General features: G+C 42.4%; 13 protein-coding genes. 10 read left to right on the top strand and 3 right to left on the bottom strand.

Annotated features, from left to right (window positions below):
- Positions 1 to 33 precede the first annotated feature (33 nt).
- Together IPP86_14910 and IPP86_14905 are read right to left on the bottom strand one after the other, a co-directional pair.
- The gene (locus IPP86_14910; GenBank protein ID MBL0139794.1) at positions 34 to 1,302 is read right to left on the bottom strand and encodes a serine hydroxymethyltransferase; all 1,269 of its coding nucleotides are present in this window, start codon (positions 1,300 to 1,302) and stop codon (positions 34 to 36) included.
- A gap of 179 nt (positions 1,303 to 1,481) precedes the next feature.
- Positions 1,482 to 2,477, bottom strand: a complete 996-nt coding sequence (locus tag IPP86_14905) for an NTP transferase domain-containing protein (protein MBL0139793.1) — start codon at positions 2,475 to 2,477, stop codon at positions 1,482 to 1,484.
- A 141-nt stretch (positions 2,478 to 2,618) separates the two neighbouring features.
- Here IPP86_14905 and IPP86_14900 point away from each other — a divergent pair, with 141 nt between their 5' ends.
- The 10 genes from IPP86_14900 (at position 2,619) to IPP86_14855 (ending at position 16,961) form a co-directional block, all read left to right on the top strand.
- Positions 2,619 to 3,572: a nitronate monooxygenase gene (locus tag IPP86_14900; GenBank protein ID MBL0139792.1), complete on the top strand. Its 954-nt coding sequence runs from the start codon at positions 2,619 to 2,621 to the stop codon at positions 3,570 to 3,572.
- Between the two features lie 197 nt (positions 3,573 to 3,769).
- A complete protein-coding gene (locus tag IPP86_14895; protein MBL0139791.1) occupies positions 3,770 to 5,011 on the top strand; it encodes an insulinase family protein in 1,242 nt (413 codons plus the stop codon).
- Between the two features lie 19 nt (positions 5,012 to 5,030).
- Positions 5,031 to 6,320, top strand: coding sequence for an insulinase family protein (locus IPP86_14890; GenBank protein ID MBL0139790.1), 1,290 nt, complete (start codon positions 5,031 to 5,033; stop codon positions 6,318 to 6,320).
- 48 nt (positions 6,321 to 6,368) lie between these two features.
- Positions 6,369 to 8,408, top strand: a complete 2,040-nt coding sequence (locus tag IPP86_14885) for a gliding motility-associated C-terminal domain-containing protein (GenBank protein MBL0139789.1) — start codon at positions 6,369 to 6,371, stop codon at positions 8,406 to 8,408.
- A 192-nt stretch (positions 8,409 to 8,600) separates the two neighbouring features.
- Entirely contained in the window at positions 8,601 to 10,070 is a 1,470-nt protein-coding gene (gene guaB, locus IPP86_14880; protein MBL0139788.1) for an IMP dehydrogenase, read from the top strand.
- A 232-nt stretch (positions 10,071 to 10,302) separates the two neighbouring features.
- Entirely contained in the window at positions 10,303 to 12,261 is a 1,959-nt protein-coding gene (locus tag IPP86_14875) for a peptidylprolyl isomerase (GenBank protein ID MBL0139787.1), read from the top strand.
- A gap of 223 nt (positions 12,262 to 12,484) precedes the next feature.
- A complete protein-coding gene (locus IPP86_14870) occupies positions 12,485 to 13,336 on the top strand; it encodes a hypothetical protein (protein MBL0139786.1) in 852 nt (283 codons plus the stop codon).
- A gap of 150 nt (positions 13,337 to 13,486) precedes the next feature.
- The gene (locus IPP86_14865) at positions 13,487 to 14,836 is read left to right on the top strand and encodes a peptidylprolyl isomerase (GenBank protein MBL0139785.1); all 1,350 of its coding nucleotides are present in this window, start codon (positions 13,487 to 13,489) and stop codon (positions 14,834 to 14,836) included.
- Positions 14,837 to 14,917: 81 nt separating this feature from the next.
- Entirely contained in the window at positions 14,918 to 15,892 is a 975-nt protein-coding gene (locus IPP86_14860) for an AAA family ATPase (protein ID MBL0139784.1), read from the top strand.
- A 31-nt stretch (positions 15,893 to 15,923) separates the two neighbouring features.
- Entirely contained in the window at positions 15,924 to 16,961 is a 1,038-nt protein-coding gene (locus IPP86_14855) for a hypothetical protein (GenBank protein ID MBL0139783.1), read from the top strand.
- Between the two features lie 585 nt (positions 16,962 to 17,546).
- Here the strand turns inward: IPP86_14855 and IPP86_14850 are convergent.
- On the bottom strand, positions 17,547 to 19,628 hold the full coding sequence (locus IPP86_14850; protein ID MBL0139782.1) for a DNA mismatch repair protein MutS: 2,082 nt from the start codon (positions 19,626 to 19,628) through the stop codon (positions 17,547 to 17,549).
- Between the last annotated feature and the right edge of the window lie 97 nt (positions 19,629 to 19,725).

Here is a 19,725-nt window from a genome sequence, read left to right as displayed (position 1 = left end):
GCTTAATGAAAATAAACCGGAAGAGTTACTGAATCAATAAAGCGGAAACTTTTCCATCATCGCGTTTACTTTCTTTTTCACCGCGGCGATTTTCGTTTCATTTTCATTGTTCATTAATACTTCGTCGATCAGCGAAACAATTTTCACACAATCTTTTTCCTTGATTCCCCGGGTCGTCATCGCCGGTGTACCTACACGCATACCGGATGTTACAAAAGGAGATTTATCATCAAAAGGAACCATGTTTTTGTTGACGGTGATATCCGCTTTTACCAAAACATTTTCAGCCAGTTTTCCGGTGAGGTTTTTGGAACGCAGATCAATCAACATGCTGTGATTATCAGTGCCACCACTGATTACTTTGTAGCCCAGATCAACAAATGCTTTTGCCATGGCACGAGAGTTCTTCACCATCTGAACGCAATATTTCAGATAATCGTCCGTAAGGTCTTCACCAAACGCAACCGCTTTAGCTGCTATTACATGTTCCAGTGGTCCGCCTTGTGTACCCGGAAAAACAGCGCCATCCATGATTGAACTCATCATTCTGATTTCGCCCTTCGGTGTTTTCAATCCCATCGGGTTTTCAAAATCTCTTCCCATCATGATCATGCCTCCGCGTGGTCCGCGTAAAGTTTTGTGTGTAGTTGTTGTCACAACATGACAATAGGGAAGAGGATCGTTCAAAAGTCCGCGTGCGATAAGTCCGGCAGGATGCGCGATGTCCGCCATCAGAAAAGCGCCCACTTCATCCGCGATTTTACGCATTCGAATGAAATCCCAGTCTCTTGAATAAGAAGAAGCACCGGCGATCATCAGCTTTGGCTTCACTTTTTTCGCAGTGACTTCCATAGCATCGTAATCCACTTGTCCGGTTTCAGGATTTACTCCATAAAAATGTGCCTGATATAATTTACCACTGAAGTTCACCGGAGAACCGTGTGTAAGGTGTCCGCCATGAGATAAATCAAAACCGAGTATCGCATCTCCGGGTTGTAACAAACCCAGCATCACAGCCGCATTCGCCTGTGCTCCGGAATGTGGTTGCACATTGGCCCAGGCTGCATTGAACAAAGTCTTTGCGCGATCAATTGCTATTTGTTCAACCTGGTCTACAACTTCACATCCTCCGTAATACCGTTTTCCGGGAAGTCCTTCGGCGTATTTATTTGTCAGACAGGAACCCATGGCCTGCATGACTTGTTTGCTTACAAAATTTTCAGAAGCGATCAGTTCAATTCCATGCTCCTGACGTTTTTTTTCCTGATTAATAAGGGCAAATATTTCTGTATCTTTTTCCATGTTTCTTTTTTAGAATTTAGATTTTAGTTGTTAGAATTTAGATTGTAGATTTTAGAATTTAGATGTTAGATTTTAGTTTTATTTTATAATCTAAATTTCAACTAACAACTAACAACTAACAACTAACAACTAACAACTAACAACTAACAACTAACAACCAACAACCAACAACCAATTAATTAAGTTCCAAAATCAATCTCCGTACTATCTCCTAAATTCAGCGACTGGCTTTGTCCATGAAGTGAGGCATCACTACCGATGACACTGTGATGCAAAACCGCATTATTGATTTCTGAATATGAGCCAATAATCGCGTCTTTGAGAATGGAATAGTCAATAATCGTGTTCTCACCAATCGAAACGTTAGGTCCGATGATGCTATTGCTGATTTTACAATGTTCGGAGATACTTACAGGTGGAATGATGATGGTATTCTCGAAGGAATATTTTTTTGAAGCGTTCGCGCTTTTCTTGAGTAATACTGCATTGGTCTCGAGCAGACTATCCTTATTTCCGCAATCGTACCAGTTCTCCACCGGAAAGGTTTTCATCTTCGCGCCTTCGGAAAGAAGAATCGCGATTCCATCGGTCAGGTGATATTCGCCATGACTGGTTTGTCCGGATGAAATCATTTTATCCAAAGCCTCCATCAATTGCCGACCTTCTTTTATTTTATAAATACCGACAAGTGCAAGATTTGATTTTGGGATAGGAGGTTTTTCAACAACTTGTTTGATGTAACCGTGTTCATCCAGTTCAGCCACACCAAAGTTCCGCGGATCATCCACCTTTTTGACACCAAGTGAAGACTCCGGTTGCCCGATGACATCTCTCAACTGAATATCAAAAATGGTATCTCCGAGTGCGATGATGACTTCATCAGTTTCAGAAACATGTTTACGAGCAAGCCATACAGCATGTCCGGTTCCTTCACGTGGTTCCTGAACGATAAATGTTTTTACAATTCCGGGATAACTTGTTTTGATGTACTCTTCAACTTTATCACCGAGATAACCCACAATAAAAATGAACTCCCGCATTCCGGCTTCAATGAGATTATCAACGATGTGCGAAAGAATCGGTTTGCCGGCAACAGGAACCAGTGCTTTTGGTTGCGTGTGCGTGTGTGGCCTTAATTTACTTCCGATTCCCGCGACAGGAATAATTACTTTCATATCAGATTTTTTGTTCTTTCATCCCTGATCCCGGATTAAAAAACCGAAATCATTTCAAACCATGTTTCAAATTCTGTCAAGCCGTAAAAGTATTACTTTTGGAGTCACCAGCGACCACAATTTCCGGATTAAATTAACATTATGAAAAACAACAGGATTACGCAATTGTTTGATATCGAATATCCTATAATTCAGGCAGGTATGATATGGTGCAGTGGATGGGAACTGGCATCTGCTGTGAGTAATGCGGGTGGATTGGGAATAATCGGAGCCGGTTCGATGTATCCTGATATCTTCAGGGAGCACGTTCGAAAATGCAAGGCGGCAACGAATAAACCTTTTGCCGTTAATGTTCCGCTTTTGTATCCCAACATTCCGGAGATTATGCAAATCATTGCTGAAGAAGGTGTGAAAATTGTTTTCACTTCAGCAGGTAATCCCAAAACCTGGACGGCAGAATTGAAATCCAAAGGAATCAAAGTTGTTCACGTTATCGCGAATTCCAAGTTCGCTCTCAAAGCGGAAGAAGCAGGAGTGGACGCCATTGTCGCGGAAGGATTCGAAGCCGGCGGACACAATGGTAGAGAAGAAACAACAACTCTGGTTTTGATTCCTATGATTCGTAAAGTCACAAAGCTTCCTCTGATTGCAGCCGGAGGAATTGGTGACGGAACAACCATGCTTGCCGCGTTTGCACTTGGCGCGGAAGGTGTTCAAATGGGAACCCGATTTGTAGCTTCTGAGGAATCGTCTGCTCACCAGAATTTTAAGCAAAAATTAATTTCATCACAAGAAGGTGATACACGACTTTCGCTGAAGCAACTCACTCCGGTTCGATTGATTAAAAATAAATTTGCAGAAGAAGTTGAAGCTGCTGAATTACGCGGCGCATCTGTGGAAGAACTCAAGACATTGCTCGGACGAGCGCGTGCAAAAAAAGGGATGTTCGAAGGAGATATGGAAGAAGGCGAACTTGAAATCGGACAGATCTCAGCTTTCATACGTGAGATTAAACCGGCAAAGGAAATTGTGAAAGAAGTATGGAACGAATTCCTTGAAGCGAGGAAGAAAGTTGTTTCTCTTGAAGTGGATTAATCTATGATGTTCCTATTCTTCAATATGACTGACATCTGACACATCAATTGTCATAGTCAAAATTTATTTTACATGCATTTGAATTATTGAGAACAGTTGCATATTATTTAACGATTTCAGTGTTCATAAACGAATCTTTAATTTAATTCATAAACGAATATATCTCTTACCTTCGCTGAAGATCTTTCCAATTCTATATGATCCAGTTTAAATCGCACACACTCAGCAACGGACTGAAGGTAATTGTCCATGAAGACAATGCCACTCCATTGGTCAACGTAAATATTCTCTACAAAGTAGGAGCAAGGGATGAAGATTCTTCCCGAACAGGTTTCGCGCATTTGTTCGAACACCTGATGTTCGGTGGCTCTGTCAACATCCCGGATTTTGACGGACCATTACAGGTCGCCGGTGGTGATAACAACGCATTTACCAATAACGACATCACCAATTATTACGAAACCCTTCCTGCCACAAATATCGAAACTGCTTTCTGGCTTGAAAGTGATCGTATGCTAAGCCTTGCTTTCACAGAAAAAAGTCTGGAAGTGCAAAGAAGCGTGGTGATCGAGGAATTTAAACAACGCTATCTCAACCAGCCATATGGAGATGTCTGGCTCTTGCTTCGCCCGCTTGCTTATAAAGTACATCCTTATCAATGGGCAACTATCGGTAAAGAAATTTCGCATATCGAAAATGCGACCATGGAGGATGTGAAAGGTTTCTTCTTTCGCTATTACTGTCCTGACAACGCCATCATGACGGTCTCAGGAAATATTAAGGCGGAAAAAGTTTTTGAACTGGCGGAAAAATGGTTCGGAGAGATCAAACGAAATATCAGTCCGCGCACGCCTTATCCCGCGGAACCACCACAAACAGAAGCCCGTTCACTCACCGTGGAACGTGACATTCCATTCGATTCTATTTACAAAGCCTATCATTCCTGCTCGCGTTTGGATCCTGAATTTTATGCGGTCGATTTGCTCACGGATATATTGAGCAGAGGAAAATCATCCCGACTTTACAATTCACTGCTCAAGCAGAAAAAACTATTTACTGAAATCAACGCTTATCAAACAGCCGACTTTGACAAGAGCCTGCTCGTGATCGAGGGCAAATTGGTAAAAGGTGTAACCATGAAGGAAGCAGAAGCAGCCATTCAGGAGGAAATAAATAAGATTATTACAGAATTGGTCTCAGTGGATGAGTTGCAAAAAGTGCAGAACAAAGTAGAATCCACAATTGAATTTTCAGAAATGGATCTTTCCAGCCGTTCCCTCAATCTGGCTTTTGCTGAATACATGGGTGATGTTAATCTTGTGAACACAGAAATAAAATTATACCAGAAGGTTACCCGGGAAGATATTCTCAAACAAGCTCAGGAAATATTCAGGGAAGAAAATTGTTCGACCTTATATTATCTGGCAAAGAAAAAATAATCCTCTCCAATTTATGAGCATGAAGAATTCTCCCGATAGAAAATCACAACCGGAACTTATCGAAATAGGTGCCGTTGATATACAGGAAGCAAAACCCTACAAACTGGACAATGGTGTCCCGGTGTATTATATAAATTCAGGTTTTCAGGATCTTGTAAAAGTGGAACTGCTTTTCCTGAACAGAACCTTTGACCCAACCAATGGCTTGCTGCATTCCGCTACCAACCGCATGTTGGGTGAGGGCACTTCAAAACACAATGCACAGCAACTCGCGGATGGTGTGGATTATTATGGCGCTTTTTACGAGACAGAAGAGAACGCGGATTATTGCACCGTTAACTTGTATACATTAAACAAGCATCTTGAATCAACCTTGCCTTATTTGCGGGAAATGATTACTGATGCGGTTTTCCCCGAATCTGAACTCGGTGTTTACAAACAAAATAACAAGCAGCGTCTCATTGTAGAAAATGAGAAAGTCGGTTCACTGGCCCGAAGAAAATTCAATGAAATTCTTTTCGGAAATAAACATCCATATGGATTTTATGTGGAGCCAACAGATTTTGATAAACTCAACAGATCAGTTCTGCAGACTTATCACAAACAGCAATACCTGAGTAATCATTGTGTGATTATTGTGTCCGGAATGATAGGCGAGGGGACATTGTCATTGCTGAATAAATTTTTCGGAGATAAAAACTGGTCAGGCGCTCAGGCAACACCTTTTGCTGTCGCGGAAATGAATTATACCGGCGATAAAAAACAATTTATTGCCAAAGAAGGAGCTGTTCAAAGCGCGATTCGGATCGGTAGAAGACTGTTCAATCGTAACCATCCGGATTATCCGGGGATGGCAGTTCTCAATACCGTTCTTGGTGGATATTTTGGTTCCCGTCTTATGTCCAATATTCGTGAAGACAAAGGATATACCTATGGAATTGGCTCCGCACTTGTTTCGATGAAACAGGAAGGGTATTTCTTTATTTCTACCGAAGTGGGTGCTGATGTTACGATTCCGGCGTTGACAGAAATTTACAAGGAAATAGACCTCCTCAAGACTGAATTGGTAGATGAGGAAGAACTCGAAATGGTACGCAATTACATGCGTGGTACATTTATAAAAGGTATCGAAAGCGCTTTTCACCTGGCGGATCGATTCCGTTCGCTTCATTTGCACGGTCTGGGTTATGATTATTACCAGAAGTATCTGGAGAAAGTCCGTACCATTCAGCCGGAAGAAATCAAGGCTTTGGCCAATAAATACCTTGATTCCAGCATGTTTTACGAATTGGTAGTCGGACGGAAATAATTGCCTCACTCAAGGGGAAAGCGTAAATTTAGGCGCTATTTCGTCCGGATGCGTCAACTTCCATTTTTTGTATTGCTGATCGTATTGCTGAATTCCATGGCAATGGATTCACAAGCCTTCAATATTCGCTGCATTTCTGTTGACGCAAGCGGCGCAGCAACAGTCAGTTGGGATAAAAACGGCTTGCAAGGGGCTTTTTTTCAGAAATATTACGTCTATCATTCAACGGTCGCTTCCGGACCATTTTCATTGAGCGACAGCATCTTCATTTTTAACAATACCCAATCGATCGACAATGCCGCCGCTGCAACAACCAATCTGGCTTACTATTATGTAGTATTTAAAAGCAACAATGGCGATCCGGATCAATACACGGATACAGTTCAGGCAATTTACCTGAATGTGACACCAAACAATGGTTTTGCGAATCTGGTATGGAACCCGACGCACACACCGCCCATCTCCAGCAACTACGTGTATTATAAAATCTATCGGGAATATCCCGCCGGAATCTTCACACTGATTGATTCGGTTAATGCATACACTGCAACTGTACCAATGACTTATACCGATGAGATTTACATTTGTCGTGATACGGTGAAGTATAAAATTGAAGTGACTGATTCGAGCGGATGCAAATCAATATCCAATTTCGATGGTGATATATTTGAAGACAAAACACCTCCCAATATTCCCACAATTGATTCGGTGAGTGTGGATGCAAATGGAAATGTTGTCGTCGCATGGTTGGTGGGAACTCCATCCGACCTTTCATTTTACCAGGTTCAATACAAGGATCAGACTGGAAACTTTCAACCTATTGCTTTGGTTGCCGGAATCAATAGTACATCGTATAGCAGTGTCATTCCCGCGACAACCGAATTGCAGACCATCGAAGTTGTTGCTCTGGACAGTTGTGCGAATCAGAGCGCTCAAAGTCTACCTCATTCCACCATTTTTGCACGGGCGAATTTTGAATTGTGTACGCACGCGATCAATTTATCCTGGACGCCTTACAGCTTCTGGAGCACTGCGCCAACCTATGAAATTTGGGTAAGTGTCAATGGAGGAGCGGAGTCGCTTGCAGGGACAAGTTCAACAACTTCTTTCAGAGATACCACTCTGATTTCCGGATCAAATTTTTGCTATCGGATCCGTGCAATTGATTCCGGTGGACCAAGGTCATCTACATCTAACAAAGTATGTCTTGTTCCTGTTTTCCCGCCACCACCAACTTTTTCATATATACGTCGCGTTACAGTAACAGGTCCGAATTCCATAAAAGTGGATGCCTATGTGGATGCTGCCGCTGCTGTGACAGGTTATGAACTGCTTCGCTCCGGGTCACCAACCGGACCATTTGTTTCCATCGCATCATTGACTGCAACTGGTTCTGCTTACATTTCTATTTCTGATTTTGGTGTTGATCCTGCGGTTCAGGCATATTATTACAAAATCTCTACCATTGATTCCTGCGGTTTGAGAGTTTATGATTCTCAAATCAGTAAATCGATTCTACTTACCGGTTTTTCCAATCCTGATTATACCAATACACTTGCCTGGGATCTTTACAATGAGTGGCCGACAGGTGTTGATTATTACAATGTGTACAGAACCGTCAATGGTTTCCGTGATCCGGTTCCGATTGCTACAATTTCCAATGGAAATTTATTGATGCTTACAGATACTGTAATTGATGATTTTTACAGCGATGGTGAATTCTGTTATACCATCCAGGCAATAGAATCTCAGGGTAATCCTTATTTCTTTCTTGACTCCAGTTTGTCAAATGAAATTTGCCTGCGGCAGGAGCCAGTGATTTTTATACCGAATGCATTTCATCCCGGTGGCAATTTGAACGAATCTTTCGGTCCTTTCAATGGCTTTGTGGATACAAAGGAGTATTCGTTTGATATCTTTAATCGTTGGGGAGAAAATATTTATTCTACCGACAATCCCCATGCACGGTGGGATGGATCAACACATCAGGCTCAGGCACCCGAAGGTGTGTATATCTACCAGATTAAAGCGAAGAAAGTGGATGGTTCTGAAATCCGGAAAGTAGGAGCAGTGACACTCATTCGATAATTCATGTGCCTGTATGTTGTTCAAAATCAGGCTTGAGTCTTTTGGTCTAGCGAACATGTTTTAATGCCCTCAATTTTTCGCAATTTTTGATGAAGAATTCGGAGAAATAATTGCTTTCCGCATTCATTTCAACCAAATCCTCCACTTATTTTTTTACCTTTGCGTGCAACTTTTTTTATCCCTGTCTGCACTATGAAAGTTGCTCAAGGCCGATTTCTCGGCGATGCCCTTACCTACGATGATGTACTGATTGTTCCTGCGTATTCGGAAGTACTTCCGAACGAAACGAACGTTGGTTCTTACCTGACGAAGAAAATTCGTCTGAACATTCCTATTCTTTCAGCCGCGATGGATACGGTCACCGAATCTGAAATGGCTATTGCTATTGCTCAGGAAGGTGGCATTGGAATGTTGCACAAGAACATGACGATTGATCAACAGGCTGCTGAAGTAAGAAAGGTAAAACGCAGTGAAAGCGGGATGATCAGTAATCCCGTCACGCTTCACGCGGATGCGCTTGTTCGCGAGGCAATGGAGCTGATGAAGGAATACAAAATTGGAGGGATTCCGGTTTTGGATAAAAACAATATCCTCGTCGGGATTTGTACCAACAGGGATTTGCGTTTTGTAAAAGATCTCAGTCTGCCTGTTTCAAAAATAATGACCAAGGACAACCTGATCACCACCACCGGTGTAAAGGATCTGAAGGAAGCGGAAGCTATTTTGCAGCAATACAAAATTGAGAAGCTTCCTGTAATTGATAAAAAAGGAAAATTGATTGGCCTGATTACTTATAAGGATATTCTGAAAGTTAAATCACGTCCGAATGCCTGTAAAGATGAATTTGGTCGCTTGCGTGTTGGAGCTGCCATCGGTGTCACCAAAGATGCTGTTGACCGTGCCCGCGCACTGGTTGAAGCCGGAGTGGATGTAATTACTATTGATACTGCCCACGGACATTCCAAAGGTGTTGTCGATACTCTGAAACAAATAAAGAAAGCTTTTCCAAAACTCCAGGTCATCGTTGGAAATATTGCCACTGCTGATGCAGCACGATATCTCGCTAAGGCCGGAGCCGATGCTGTGAAAGTTGGTATTGGTCCGGGTTCGATCTGTACTACAAGAGTCATTGCCGGAATCGGTGTTCCTCAGTTTACAGCCATTTACCAGGTCGCGGAAGCACTGAAAGATACTGACGTGTGTGTGATCGCAGATGGTGGAATTCGTTTCAGCGGAGACATCGCCAAAGCCATTGCTGCCGGCGCGGATACCGTCATGTTGGGATCTTTACTCGCAGGTACCGAAGAAAGTCCGGGTGAAACCATCATTTACGAAGGAAGAAAATTCAAAGGCTACCGGGGAATGGGTTCCATTGAAGCGATGCGTGAAGGTTCCAAGGACAGGTATTTCCAGGCTCAAACGGATGATGTAAAGAAACTCGTACCGGAAGGAATTGTCGGCCGGGTTCCGTACAAAGGACAGGTGGGAGAGGAGCTTTATCAATTGGTTGGCGGCTTGCGGGCAAGTATGGGTTATTGTGGAGCGAAAAATATTGATGAACTCCAGAAAGCCAATTTTATCCGTATTACCGCTGCCGGTGTTCAGGAAAGTCATCCTCACGATGTGGCGATTACCAAGGAAGCACCGAACTACCATCGTTAATTAACAGGTCATTCTGGTATTTTCCGCTAATGGAATTTATTGTCGATAATTCCTGATTTCCTGATTGAAATTCATTTGATTGGCTGACGTGTTAAAATCAGCCTCAAAACCATTGTTTTTTAAACATTTCACAGATACTTCATCAAAAAGTTCCCTAATTCTGTCAATTTTGCAATGTTTTGATAGAAACGATTGATTGCTAAATTTGCGCTCCCAAATACATTAATCAAATATGAATAAGAACCTCTTTCTTTCTGCATTGTTATTTTTAAGTATGTCTGTGGCCGGAATTGCCCAGGATAAAAGTGATCCTGTTATTCTCAACATCGCCGGCGAAAACATTCCGAAGAGTGAGTTTGAACGTGTGTTCAAAAAGAACAATACAAAGGAAACTACCTTCGATAAGAAAGCAGTAAACGAATATCTCCAGCTTTATATCAATTACAAACTCAAAGTGCGTGAAGCATTGGAGCTTGGAATGGATACTGCCAAATCTTTCGTTGATGAACTCGGTGGCTATCGCAAACAACTTGCTCAGCCTTACCTGGTAGATAAAGATGTCAGCGAAAACCTGCTGAAGGAAGCTTATGCACGTATGAAAACGGATTTACGTGCCAGCCACATTCTGATCAAATGCGATCAGAATGCTCTACCAAAAGATACTATCGAAGCGTATAACAAAGCCATGAAAGTTCGTGGTGAATTGTTGAAAGGCGCTGATTTCACAGCTTCCGCGAAAAAATATTCCGACGATCCTTCAGCTAAAGACAATGGTGGTGATCTCGGTTACTTCAGCGCGATGCAAATGGTTTATCCATTTGAATCAGCTGCATACAATACAAAGAATGGTGAAATCTCCGCTCCGGTTCGTACCCGTTTCGGTTATCACATTATCAAAGTAACAGATTCCCGTCCGGCTCAGGGTGAAGTGAAAGTTGCACACATCATGGTGAAAGTTGCCGCTAACGCGAAGGAAGATGATTCTACCAAAGCTGTTCAGAAAATAAATGAAATCTACACCAAACTGAAAGCCGGTGAGAAATTCGAAGACCTTGCCCGTCAGTTTTCCGATGATCAGAGCTCCGCGAAAAACGGTGGTTTGCTGCCAATGTTTGGAACAGGAAGAATGGTTCCTGAATTTGAAAAAGCGGCGTTCGCTTTAAAAACTGCCGGAGATTATTCAGAACCAGTTCGTACTTCCTACGGATGGCACATCATCAAATTGATTGAGAAGAAATCATTGGGTACTTACGAAGAACTCCAGGCTGATCTGAAACAAAAAGTTCAGAAAGATTCCCGTTCAGAGCTGAGCAAATCCTCCATGATTTCCAGAATCAAAGCGAAATATGGTTTCATGGAAGTTCCAAAAGCGAAAGATGAATTCATGAAAACCATTGACACCACTTTATCTTCAGGTAAATGGTCTGCCGACAATGCGGCTGCTCTCAAAGGAAACATGTTCTCTCTCCGTAACAAATTCTACTCCCAAAAAGATTTCGCAACCTATGTTGCCGATCACCAAAGCAAAAGAGGAGCAGGACTCGATCCAAAAATACTGGCTTCAAACATGTACACCGATTGGGTAAATGAAAGCTGTTTGGCTTACGAAGAAACAAAACTGGATTCTCTCTATCCTGATTTCCGCAATCTCATGGGTGAGTATCGTGATGGAATTTTACTGTTTGAACTTACCGATAAAAAGGTTTGGTCAAAAGCGGTAAAAGATACCACCGGTCTCAAAGAATTCTATGAGAAGAATAAAACAAATTACATGTGGGGTGATCGTCTTGATGCTACTGTCTACACTTGCGCAAATGCTGAAATTGCAAAAGAAGTCAGAAAGCAAATGAAGAAAATTGATGATGTTGATACCCTTCTTGCAAAAATCAACAAGAGCTCACAATTAAATCTTCAGGTGAAATCCGCGAAGTTTGCGAAAAATGATAACGAAGTCATCGATAAAATCGAATGGAAAACCGGACTGACAAAAGACATCCCGAAAGACAATCAGGTTGTGTTTGTCGATGTAAAACAGGTTCTCCCTGCTCAGCCAAAATCACTCGATGAATCAAAAGGACTGGTAACTGCCGATTATCAAAATGCTCTTGAAAAAGAATGGATCCAGACCTTACGCGCCAAATATCCCGTTCAAATCAAGCAGGATGTTGTCGATTCCATCGCTAATAAATAATCTTATCTATGTATAGAGAAATATGGCGTTCCTTGAAAAAGCGAGCGCCATACTTTTTTGAGCGAACATTGAATAAGCACTGGCTATCGAATTGTCAGGGACGAGGGACAAGGGACGAACATCGATACATCCGGGAGAATGGAGTACGGAGTCATTTCATTTTTTTCCATTCTACCAAAATCTAAAATCTAAAATCTAAAATCTAAAATCTAAAATCCAGCCAGTGCGCCTTCTCCTCCTAACTCTCATTCTAACAACACTGTCAGGCTGTTCCTACTTCAGGAAGAACCAGGAAGACAGGGGGAAGGATGCTATTGCCCGTGCCTATAATTATTATTTGTATCCGGATGATCTGCAGGGTGTGGTTCCGAAAGGAGCATCCAAACAAGACAGCGTCAATATCACCAAGTCATTTATTGAAAATTGGATTCGTCAGCAGGCAGTTTTGGAAAAGGCGGAAAACAACTTGAATGAAGAAAAAAAGAATGTCGAGAAAAAGCTTGAAGATTACCGCAAGACCCTAATCACCTACGCTTACGAGACGGAATTGATCGCTCAAAAATTGGATACCGTCGTGGCCGACAATGAAATTGAAGAGTATTATAAGGCCAATCAGAACAACTTTGAACTCAAGGACAATATCATTAAGGTAATCTATCTTAAATTGAACAAGAAGTCCCCGAAAATGGACAAAGTGAGAAACCTCTACCGTAGCAATTCTACGAAAGATCGTGAAGCACTTGCAGAATATTGCCATCAATATGCCGTTAACTATTTTCTGGATGACCAGACCTGGCTGCTCTTTGACGATTTATTAAAGGAAATTCCAATCAAGACTTACGACAAAGAACAATTCCTCCAGAACAACAGGAATATTGAAATCGAGGATTCAAGTCATGTTTACATGGTGAGTATCAAGGGATTCATGATCAAAAACAGCACTTCTCCTTTAAGCTTTGAGAAGAACAACATCAGAAGTCTGATCATCAACCAGCGAAAACTGAAGCTCATTGAGCAGATGGAGCAAAAAGCGTATGAGGATGCCCGAAAAAGCGGGGATGTTGAAGTCTATTGAATCCGGAACCGGAGGGAAGAACCAATATTTTAAGATTCATTAAGAACTTGTCTTACATAATATTAGATGGCCGGAAGGGATTCAAAAACTTTCCATTAAGCGGTATAAAAGATTAACTTTGCGATTCAAATTATAGATTCAAAATTTCTGGTGAAAAAAAATAGAATTTCTCGTTACATACTGCTTGTATTACTTTTTGCAAGTACAACCGGTTCGGCACAACAGGTAATTGATCAGGTAATGGCCGTTGTCGGTGATAAAATCCTTCTCCGTTCTGATATTGAAAAGCAATATGTCCAGTTTACGGCACAGGGAATGGAAACCGGCGAAAACACCCGCTGCCTCATTTTTGATCAGCTGCTGATGCAGAAATTGCTCCTCAACCAGGCCGATATCGACAGTGTGACTGTTCCTGAATCTCAGGTGGAAGGTGAACTGGATCGCCGGATGCGTTATTACATTCGCCAGATCGGTTCCGAAGAACAACTGGAAGCTTATTTTCATTCAAGCATCCGTCAGCTCAAAACTGAATTTCGTGAAATGATCCACGATCAATTGCTGGTTCAAACCATGCAATCAAAGATTACAAAGGATATCACTGCCACTCCAAACGATGTAAGGGCTTATTTTGAAAGCATTCCTTCCGACAGCCTTCCCTATATCGACGCGGAAATGGAGATTGCCCAAATCGTTCGCAATCCTCCGGTGAGTGAAGCGGAGAAAAAGGAAGTAAAAGCCCGTCTCGAAGAGTTCCGTACCAAAATCATGACCGGTGAAGATTTCGCTGTGTACGCTGCATTGTATTCACAGGATCAGGGTTCAGCAAAAAAAGGAGGAGAGCTCGGTATGTTTGAACGTGGTACCATGGTACCTGAATTCGAAGCCGCGGCTTTTCGTCTGAAACCGGGCGAAGTATCACCGGTGATTGAAACAAAATTTGGTTTTCATATTCTCCAGTTGATCGAACGCAGAGCGGATCAGATCAATGTCCGTCACATCCTTCTTCAGGCGAAAACAAATGACGCGGATCTTGTAAAAAGTGTTTATTTCCTCGACAGCCTTCGTGCAGAAATCAACAAGGGCTCAATCACTTTTGAAGAAGCCGCGCAAAAGTATTCTGACGATGAAGATACCCGAAACAGCGGAGGTCTGATGATCAATCCGGAGACCAATACAACCCGCCTTGCTCCCGATAAGATTGATCGTTTATTGTTCTTCCAGGTCGACAGCATGCCTTTGGATCGTATCTCTGCGCCTTTGCTGATGACTACAACGGATAATAAAAATGCCTACAGGATCGTTAAAGTGAAATCCAAGACTCAGCCGCACAAAGCCAACCTGAAAGATGATTACCAGAAAATTCAGGAAGTCGCTTTGCAGGAAAAACAAAACAAAGCACTGAGTGAATGGGTGGAGAAAAAACGCAAAACAACATATTTCCATATCAACCAGGAATATGCCGGATGCGAGGTTCTGAAGCACTGGAAGTTGAACGAATAGTTTTTTTATTTTGCATTTCGGAAAAATCCGTAAGCAGACCAATAATCAGTCTACACTAAATTTAAGCACTACTATCAGCCTATGGCAGCAAATTATAAAAGCGATGTTGAAGCAGTTCAGGATCTCGTCGTAAAATACAATTCTCTTCGTAAGGAAATCGGAAAAGTCATCATCGGACAGGATGAAGTTGTACGTGATGTACTCATTTCCATTTTCAGTCGCGGACATTGCCTGTTGGTGGGCGTACCCGGATTGGCAAAAACGCTTTTGGTAAACACCATCGCTCAGTCACTCGGACTCACGTACAACCGGATTCAGTTCACTCCGGATCTGATGCCTTCGGATATCATCGGGACAGAAATTCTTGACGAATCCCGTCATTTCCGTTTCATTAAAGGGCCTTTGTTCTCCAACATTATCCTTGCCGATGAAATCAACCGGACACCTCCAAAAACGCAAAGCGCGCTGCTGGAAGCCATGCAGGAATATGCAGTAACTGCTGCCGGGAAACGCTATGCCCTTGATCTCCCATTTTTCGTTCTCGCGACTCAAAACCCGATCGAACAGGAGGGAACCTATCCGTTGCCGGAAGCACAGCTCGACCGTTTTATGTTTAACGTATTGCTGACCTATCCTGAATTTGAACAGGAATTATTGGTGGTGAAAAATACTACATCCGATTATCGTCCGAAGCTGGAGAAAATTATTTCTGCCGAGGAAATTCTCTATTTCCAGGAACTCATTCGTCGTATTCCGATTCCTGATAATGTGTTGCAATATGCGGTTGCATTGGCAACCAAAACCCGTCCAAACACAGCGGCAGCTACCAAGGATGTAAATAATTTCCTTTCCTGGGGTGCCGGTCCACGTGCATCACAATACCTGGTGATTGGCGCGAAATGTCACGCCGCGCTCAACGGAAAATTCTCCCCGGATATCGCGGATGTCAAAGCTGTTGCTCATCCGATTCTTCGTCACCGTATTGTTCGCAATTACAGAGCTGAAGCGGACGGAGTAACCGTTGAAAAGATCATCAACGACCTGCTTCAGAGTTAAACATTCCCTGAAATAATCCTGATATTATTTCATGCTTCAAGAAAAGATCCGGTCTGGATATTACCTGTCGTGGATCTTTTCTGCCGGCTTTTCCCTGTTACTTTTTGCGATTGCCTGGTTCTGGATTCACCCATCCAGGGAGGTGCAGTTTCACGGAATTCTTTTTTCGAATTTGTCCATCGCGCCATTTGATTTTTCTACAGAAAATCCCGCCCGATACAGAATCCTTTCACCATTACTTGCTCATGCAATTGGATTGAGCGGGAAGCTCTTTTTCCTGTTTCCCTGGATCATGATGATTGCATTCATGACCCTCGTCCAACGTTTCTCCCTCTTGGGCAGCATTCCGTTGTATGCCGGATTTATCAAAGTCACCTTGCTGTCTTTTTCTTTCATGCTGTTTTTATGTCTGGCCGGTCCGGGCTATGTCGACAGCATAAGCTGGCAATTTCTGATGATCTGTCTGCTTCCGGGATTAAACAGAATTGCATTTGTAGCCTGCTTATTACTTGTATTGCTCAATCATGAATCCTCCATCTTCGCTTTTCCGGGATTACTTTTGTGGAGATACAGGGAACTTCCCTATAAAAAAGTTCTTCAACAAAGTCTGTTTGATTTACTTCCTGTTATTATCCTTTACGCTCTTTTCCGCTGGACAATTTCAGAGTTTACTCCTGTTCGTTATGATTTCAGTTTCTATCTGAGCAAAGAAAATATCATTGGAAATATTTACGCGAATTTTTCTCATTTATTCAACGGAGTATTTTACAGTTTTCGGATGGCATGGATTCTTCCCTTACTTGCCCTCATCTCAACAATTCAGAAAAAAGAATACAGGACCACCATTGTATTATCCTGCATGCTGATATTCCCGTTTTTTCAGTTATTCATTGCATACGATATCAATCGTCTATTGTGTCTATGTTTTCCTGCCTTCGTTTTATCTTTTGATTACCTTTTTCGGAACAAGCCTGTACAAACCCTGGCACTTTCCATCATCATCATCCTGATCAATCTTCTGTTACCGGTTTACATCATTGGAAAAGATACAATGGCCTCCGTACTGTAAAAAACATCATCATTCCGGATTGTCAATGTCCGGAAATTCTCTAGAACTGATCCTCATTTTCGCTATTATAGAAATCATTCCACCAAATCAGAAAATATTTTTGAAAGAATTTTTGGAACGATCCTTTTGTTCTCCTCAATTCCGCCCTTCCCGTGCTCCGCTCGTTCCTCGCTGCGCCCGGGGTTAGGTTGCTGAGTGGTTTGCTCTTAAATACTTTTATTTATAGCAAATGCGCTTTGTGATTAATGAGGAATGAAAACGAACAATCTTTTCAACCCAACAAAAAAAAAAACAAAATTTTTTACTATTTTTCCCCCCCTTTTCCCCCGCGGGGGGGGGTTTTGGGTTTTTGGGTAATAAGGGCCCCCCCCCCCCAACCATAACCCGGCACCTTTTTTCCCCCCCCCCCCCCCTCCCCCCCCCCCCCCCCCACCCCCCCCCCCCCCCCCCCCCCGCGGGGGTGGGGGTTGTAAAAAAAAATTTAAAAAAAATTTTTTTTTTTTCCCCCCCAAATTTTTTCACTCGTAACTCGTAACTCATCAATCTAAAATCTAAAATCTAAAATCTAAAATCCAAAATCCAAAATCACTCCTCCGCAATCTCCAGGTTTTCAATCGCCACTTTTGCCAACATTGTTCCGAAGTTGACATAAATCGTATTCTTTTTTATTTCTTCAACGATACCAATTTGTTTGCCTTTCAGCATCCTCACTTTACTGCCAATCTGAATTTCTTTTTTCAGCTTTTCGATTAAAGCCTGGCGACGTTTCTCGATTTTTTCGGGAGCATTGTCAGCGGCTTTTTTCTTTTTCTCTGCGGTCATCTGACCGACAAACTTTTTAATAATGGGTTTCTTGTCTTTTGACTTATCCCATTCTTCCGCGAGAATTTGCATGCGTCGTCCCAATTCGAGGAGCTTGCGATTCTCGTCCCGTTTGGATTTTTCCTGTTCCAGTTTGCTTTCCAGCTTTTCACGCAGTTGCTCGAATTTTTCAGCAGAAGCGGTGGTCCGGTCTTCTTTATTCTTCAAAGAATGAAGCTGTTGTTCAAGCTGCACTTTTTGTGAATGCAAAGTGGATAACATCGCGTTCAGTTTGATTTTGTCCTGCTGTACTTTTTTCTTTGCTCTGTCCAAAACATGTCTTGGTAAACCGATTCTTTCAGCTACTTCAAAAGTGTAGGAACTTCCGGGTTGTCCGGATATTAATTTGTATTTGGGCTGCAAAGTCTCAGGATCAAAAAGCATGGAAGCATTGCGTACGCCATCCAGATGATCCGCCAGCAATTTGATATTGGTGTAATGGGTAGTAAACACACCAAAAGCTTTTCGTTTGTTCAATTCCTCGAGTACAACTTCCGCGATCGCTCCGCCAAGCTCAGGATCCGTACCCGTGCCAAATTCATCGATCAGAATCAGGGTACGGTTGTTGGCCATCCGAAGAAACTGATTCATCCGGATCAGGCGGGAGCTATAGGTACTGAGAGCGTATTCTATTGACTGACTATCGCCGATATCTGCCAGTAAATGATTGAAGAAACACATTTCTGATTTTTCTTCCGCGGGAACGAGCAAACCGCTTTGCAACATGATCTGCAAGAGCCCGACCGTTTTTAAGGTAATCGATTTTCCTCCGGCATTTGGTCCGCTGATGATCACAATCCTGCTGTCCTGCTTGAGTTCAATGGACAACGGAATGATTTCTTTATTCTGAATACGATTCTGTAAATAGAGCAGGGGATGGTATGCATTAACCAGGCGCACGACTGAATTTTTACTCAACTGCGGTAAATTCGCTTTGATCTCCAGAGCGAAATTTGCTTTTGCCCTCACAAGATCAAATGCTGTCAGCACTTCATGATAGGCTCTGATCAAAGCGCTGAACGGACGCAATGTATCCGTTAACTCCCGTAACAAACGGTTGATTTCATAGCGTTCATCCTGTTCCAGTTCCGCAATTTCATTGTTCAGTTCAACCAGTGCTTCCGGTTCCACAAATGTGGTTTTCCCACTTTCACTTTTTCCATGCACAATGCCTTTGACTTCTCTTTTGTATTCAGAAGGCATGGCAAGTACACGTCTGTTGTTGTAAAAGTTTTCTTCGTTATCACGCAACCAACCTTTTTTCTTCAGATCCAGAATAAAACTACGGAAGCGTTTATCTGCTTCGCGCCGTTTAGAACTCAATTGATTCCGGATATCCTGTAAAGTTGGAGAGGCGCTGCTTTTTACCTGTGAATGTGCATCGATGATCGAGTCAATTGCCGCGATAATTTCCTGCGTGATGTAGACATTTTGAGTCAGCAGGAGGAGATTGGGATAAGAAGCTTTCCGGTCATTCAGAAATTTCAGGATCGCGTTAATGGAGACGGATGCTGATCGGATCTTACTGAACTGCACTTCAAGTAACATGGATCCCGAAATAAGCAATAGCTGGGATTCTTCTTCAAAGTCTTCAAAAGTCAGATCCGGAAAATAACCATGCTGATTCAGTGTTTGCTTGAATTCATCAACTTGCTTTAAGACCAGTGTGAGGTAGTCGCGATCCGCTATTGGTGCGAGTTCCAGCGCTTTACGCTTGCCGGAAGCCGATCTGCAATGATGTTCCACACGGTCTCTGACCCTGTCAAATTCAAACAATGCTAAAGTATCGTCACCGAATAATTTCATCCCCGCAAAGATTTGAATTTTCTTCACATGACAATATGAATTTTAATATGAAAATTGAATAAAACCGCACATCCAATAAACATCAAATCCACTCACA

It is taken from the genome of Bacteroidota bacterium, from assembly GCA_016720935.1.
Taxonomy (GTDB): domain Bacteria; phylum Bacteroidota; class Bacteroidia; order AKYH767-A; family 2013-40CM-41-45; genus JADKJP01.
The sequence above is the reverse complement of the archived record's forward strand: the minus strand, read 5'-3'. Positions and strand labels throughout refer to the sequence as shown.

Bases quoted from the DNA above. Each gene is read 5' to 3' on its own strand.
- IPP86_14910 (MBL0139794.1), bottom strand. From the start codon at position 1,302: ATGGAAAAAGATACAGAAATATTTGCCCTTATTAATCAGGAAAAAAAA.
- IPP86_14905 (MBL0139793.1), bottom strand. From the start codon at position 2,477: ATGAAAGTAATTATTCCTGTCGCGGGAATCGGAAGTAAATTAAGGCCA.
- IPP86_14900 (MBL0139792.1), top strand. From the start codon at position 2,619: ATGAAAAACAACAGGATTACGCAATTGTTTGATATCGAATATCCTATA.
- IPP86_14895 (MBL0139791.1), top strand. From the start codon at position 3,770: ATGATCCAGTTTAAATCGCACACACTCAGCAACGGACTGAAGGTAATT.
- IPP86_14890 (MBL0139790.1), top strand. From the start codon at position 5,031: ATGAAGAATTCTCCCGATAGAAAATCACAACCGGAACTTATCGAAATA.
- IPP86_14885 (MBL0139789.1), top strand. From the start codon at position 6,369: ATGCGTCAACTTCCATTTTTTGTATTGCTGATCGTATTGCTGAATTCC.
- guaB (MBL0139788.1), top strand. From the start codon at position 8,601: ATGAAAGTTGCTCAAGGCCGATTTCTCGGCGATGCCCTTACCTACGAT.
- IPP86_14875 (MBL0139787.1), top strand. From the start codon at position 10,303: ATGAATAAGAACCTCTTTCTTTCTGCATTGTTATTTTTAAGTATGTCT.
- IPP86_14860 (MBL0139784.1), top strand. From the start codon at position 14,918: ATGGCAGCAAATTATAAAAGCGATGTTGAAGCAGTTCAGGATCTCGTC.
- IPP86_14855 (MBL0139783.1), top strand. From the start codon at position 15,924: ATGCTTCAAGAAAAGATCCGGTCTGGATATTACCTGTCGTGGATCTTT.
- IPP86_14850 (MBL0139782.1), bottom strand. From the start codon at position 19,628: ATGAAATTATTCGGTGACGATACTTTAGCATTGTTTGAATTTGACAGG.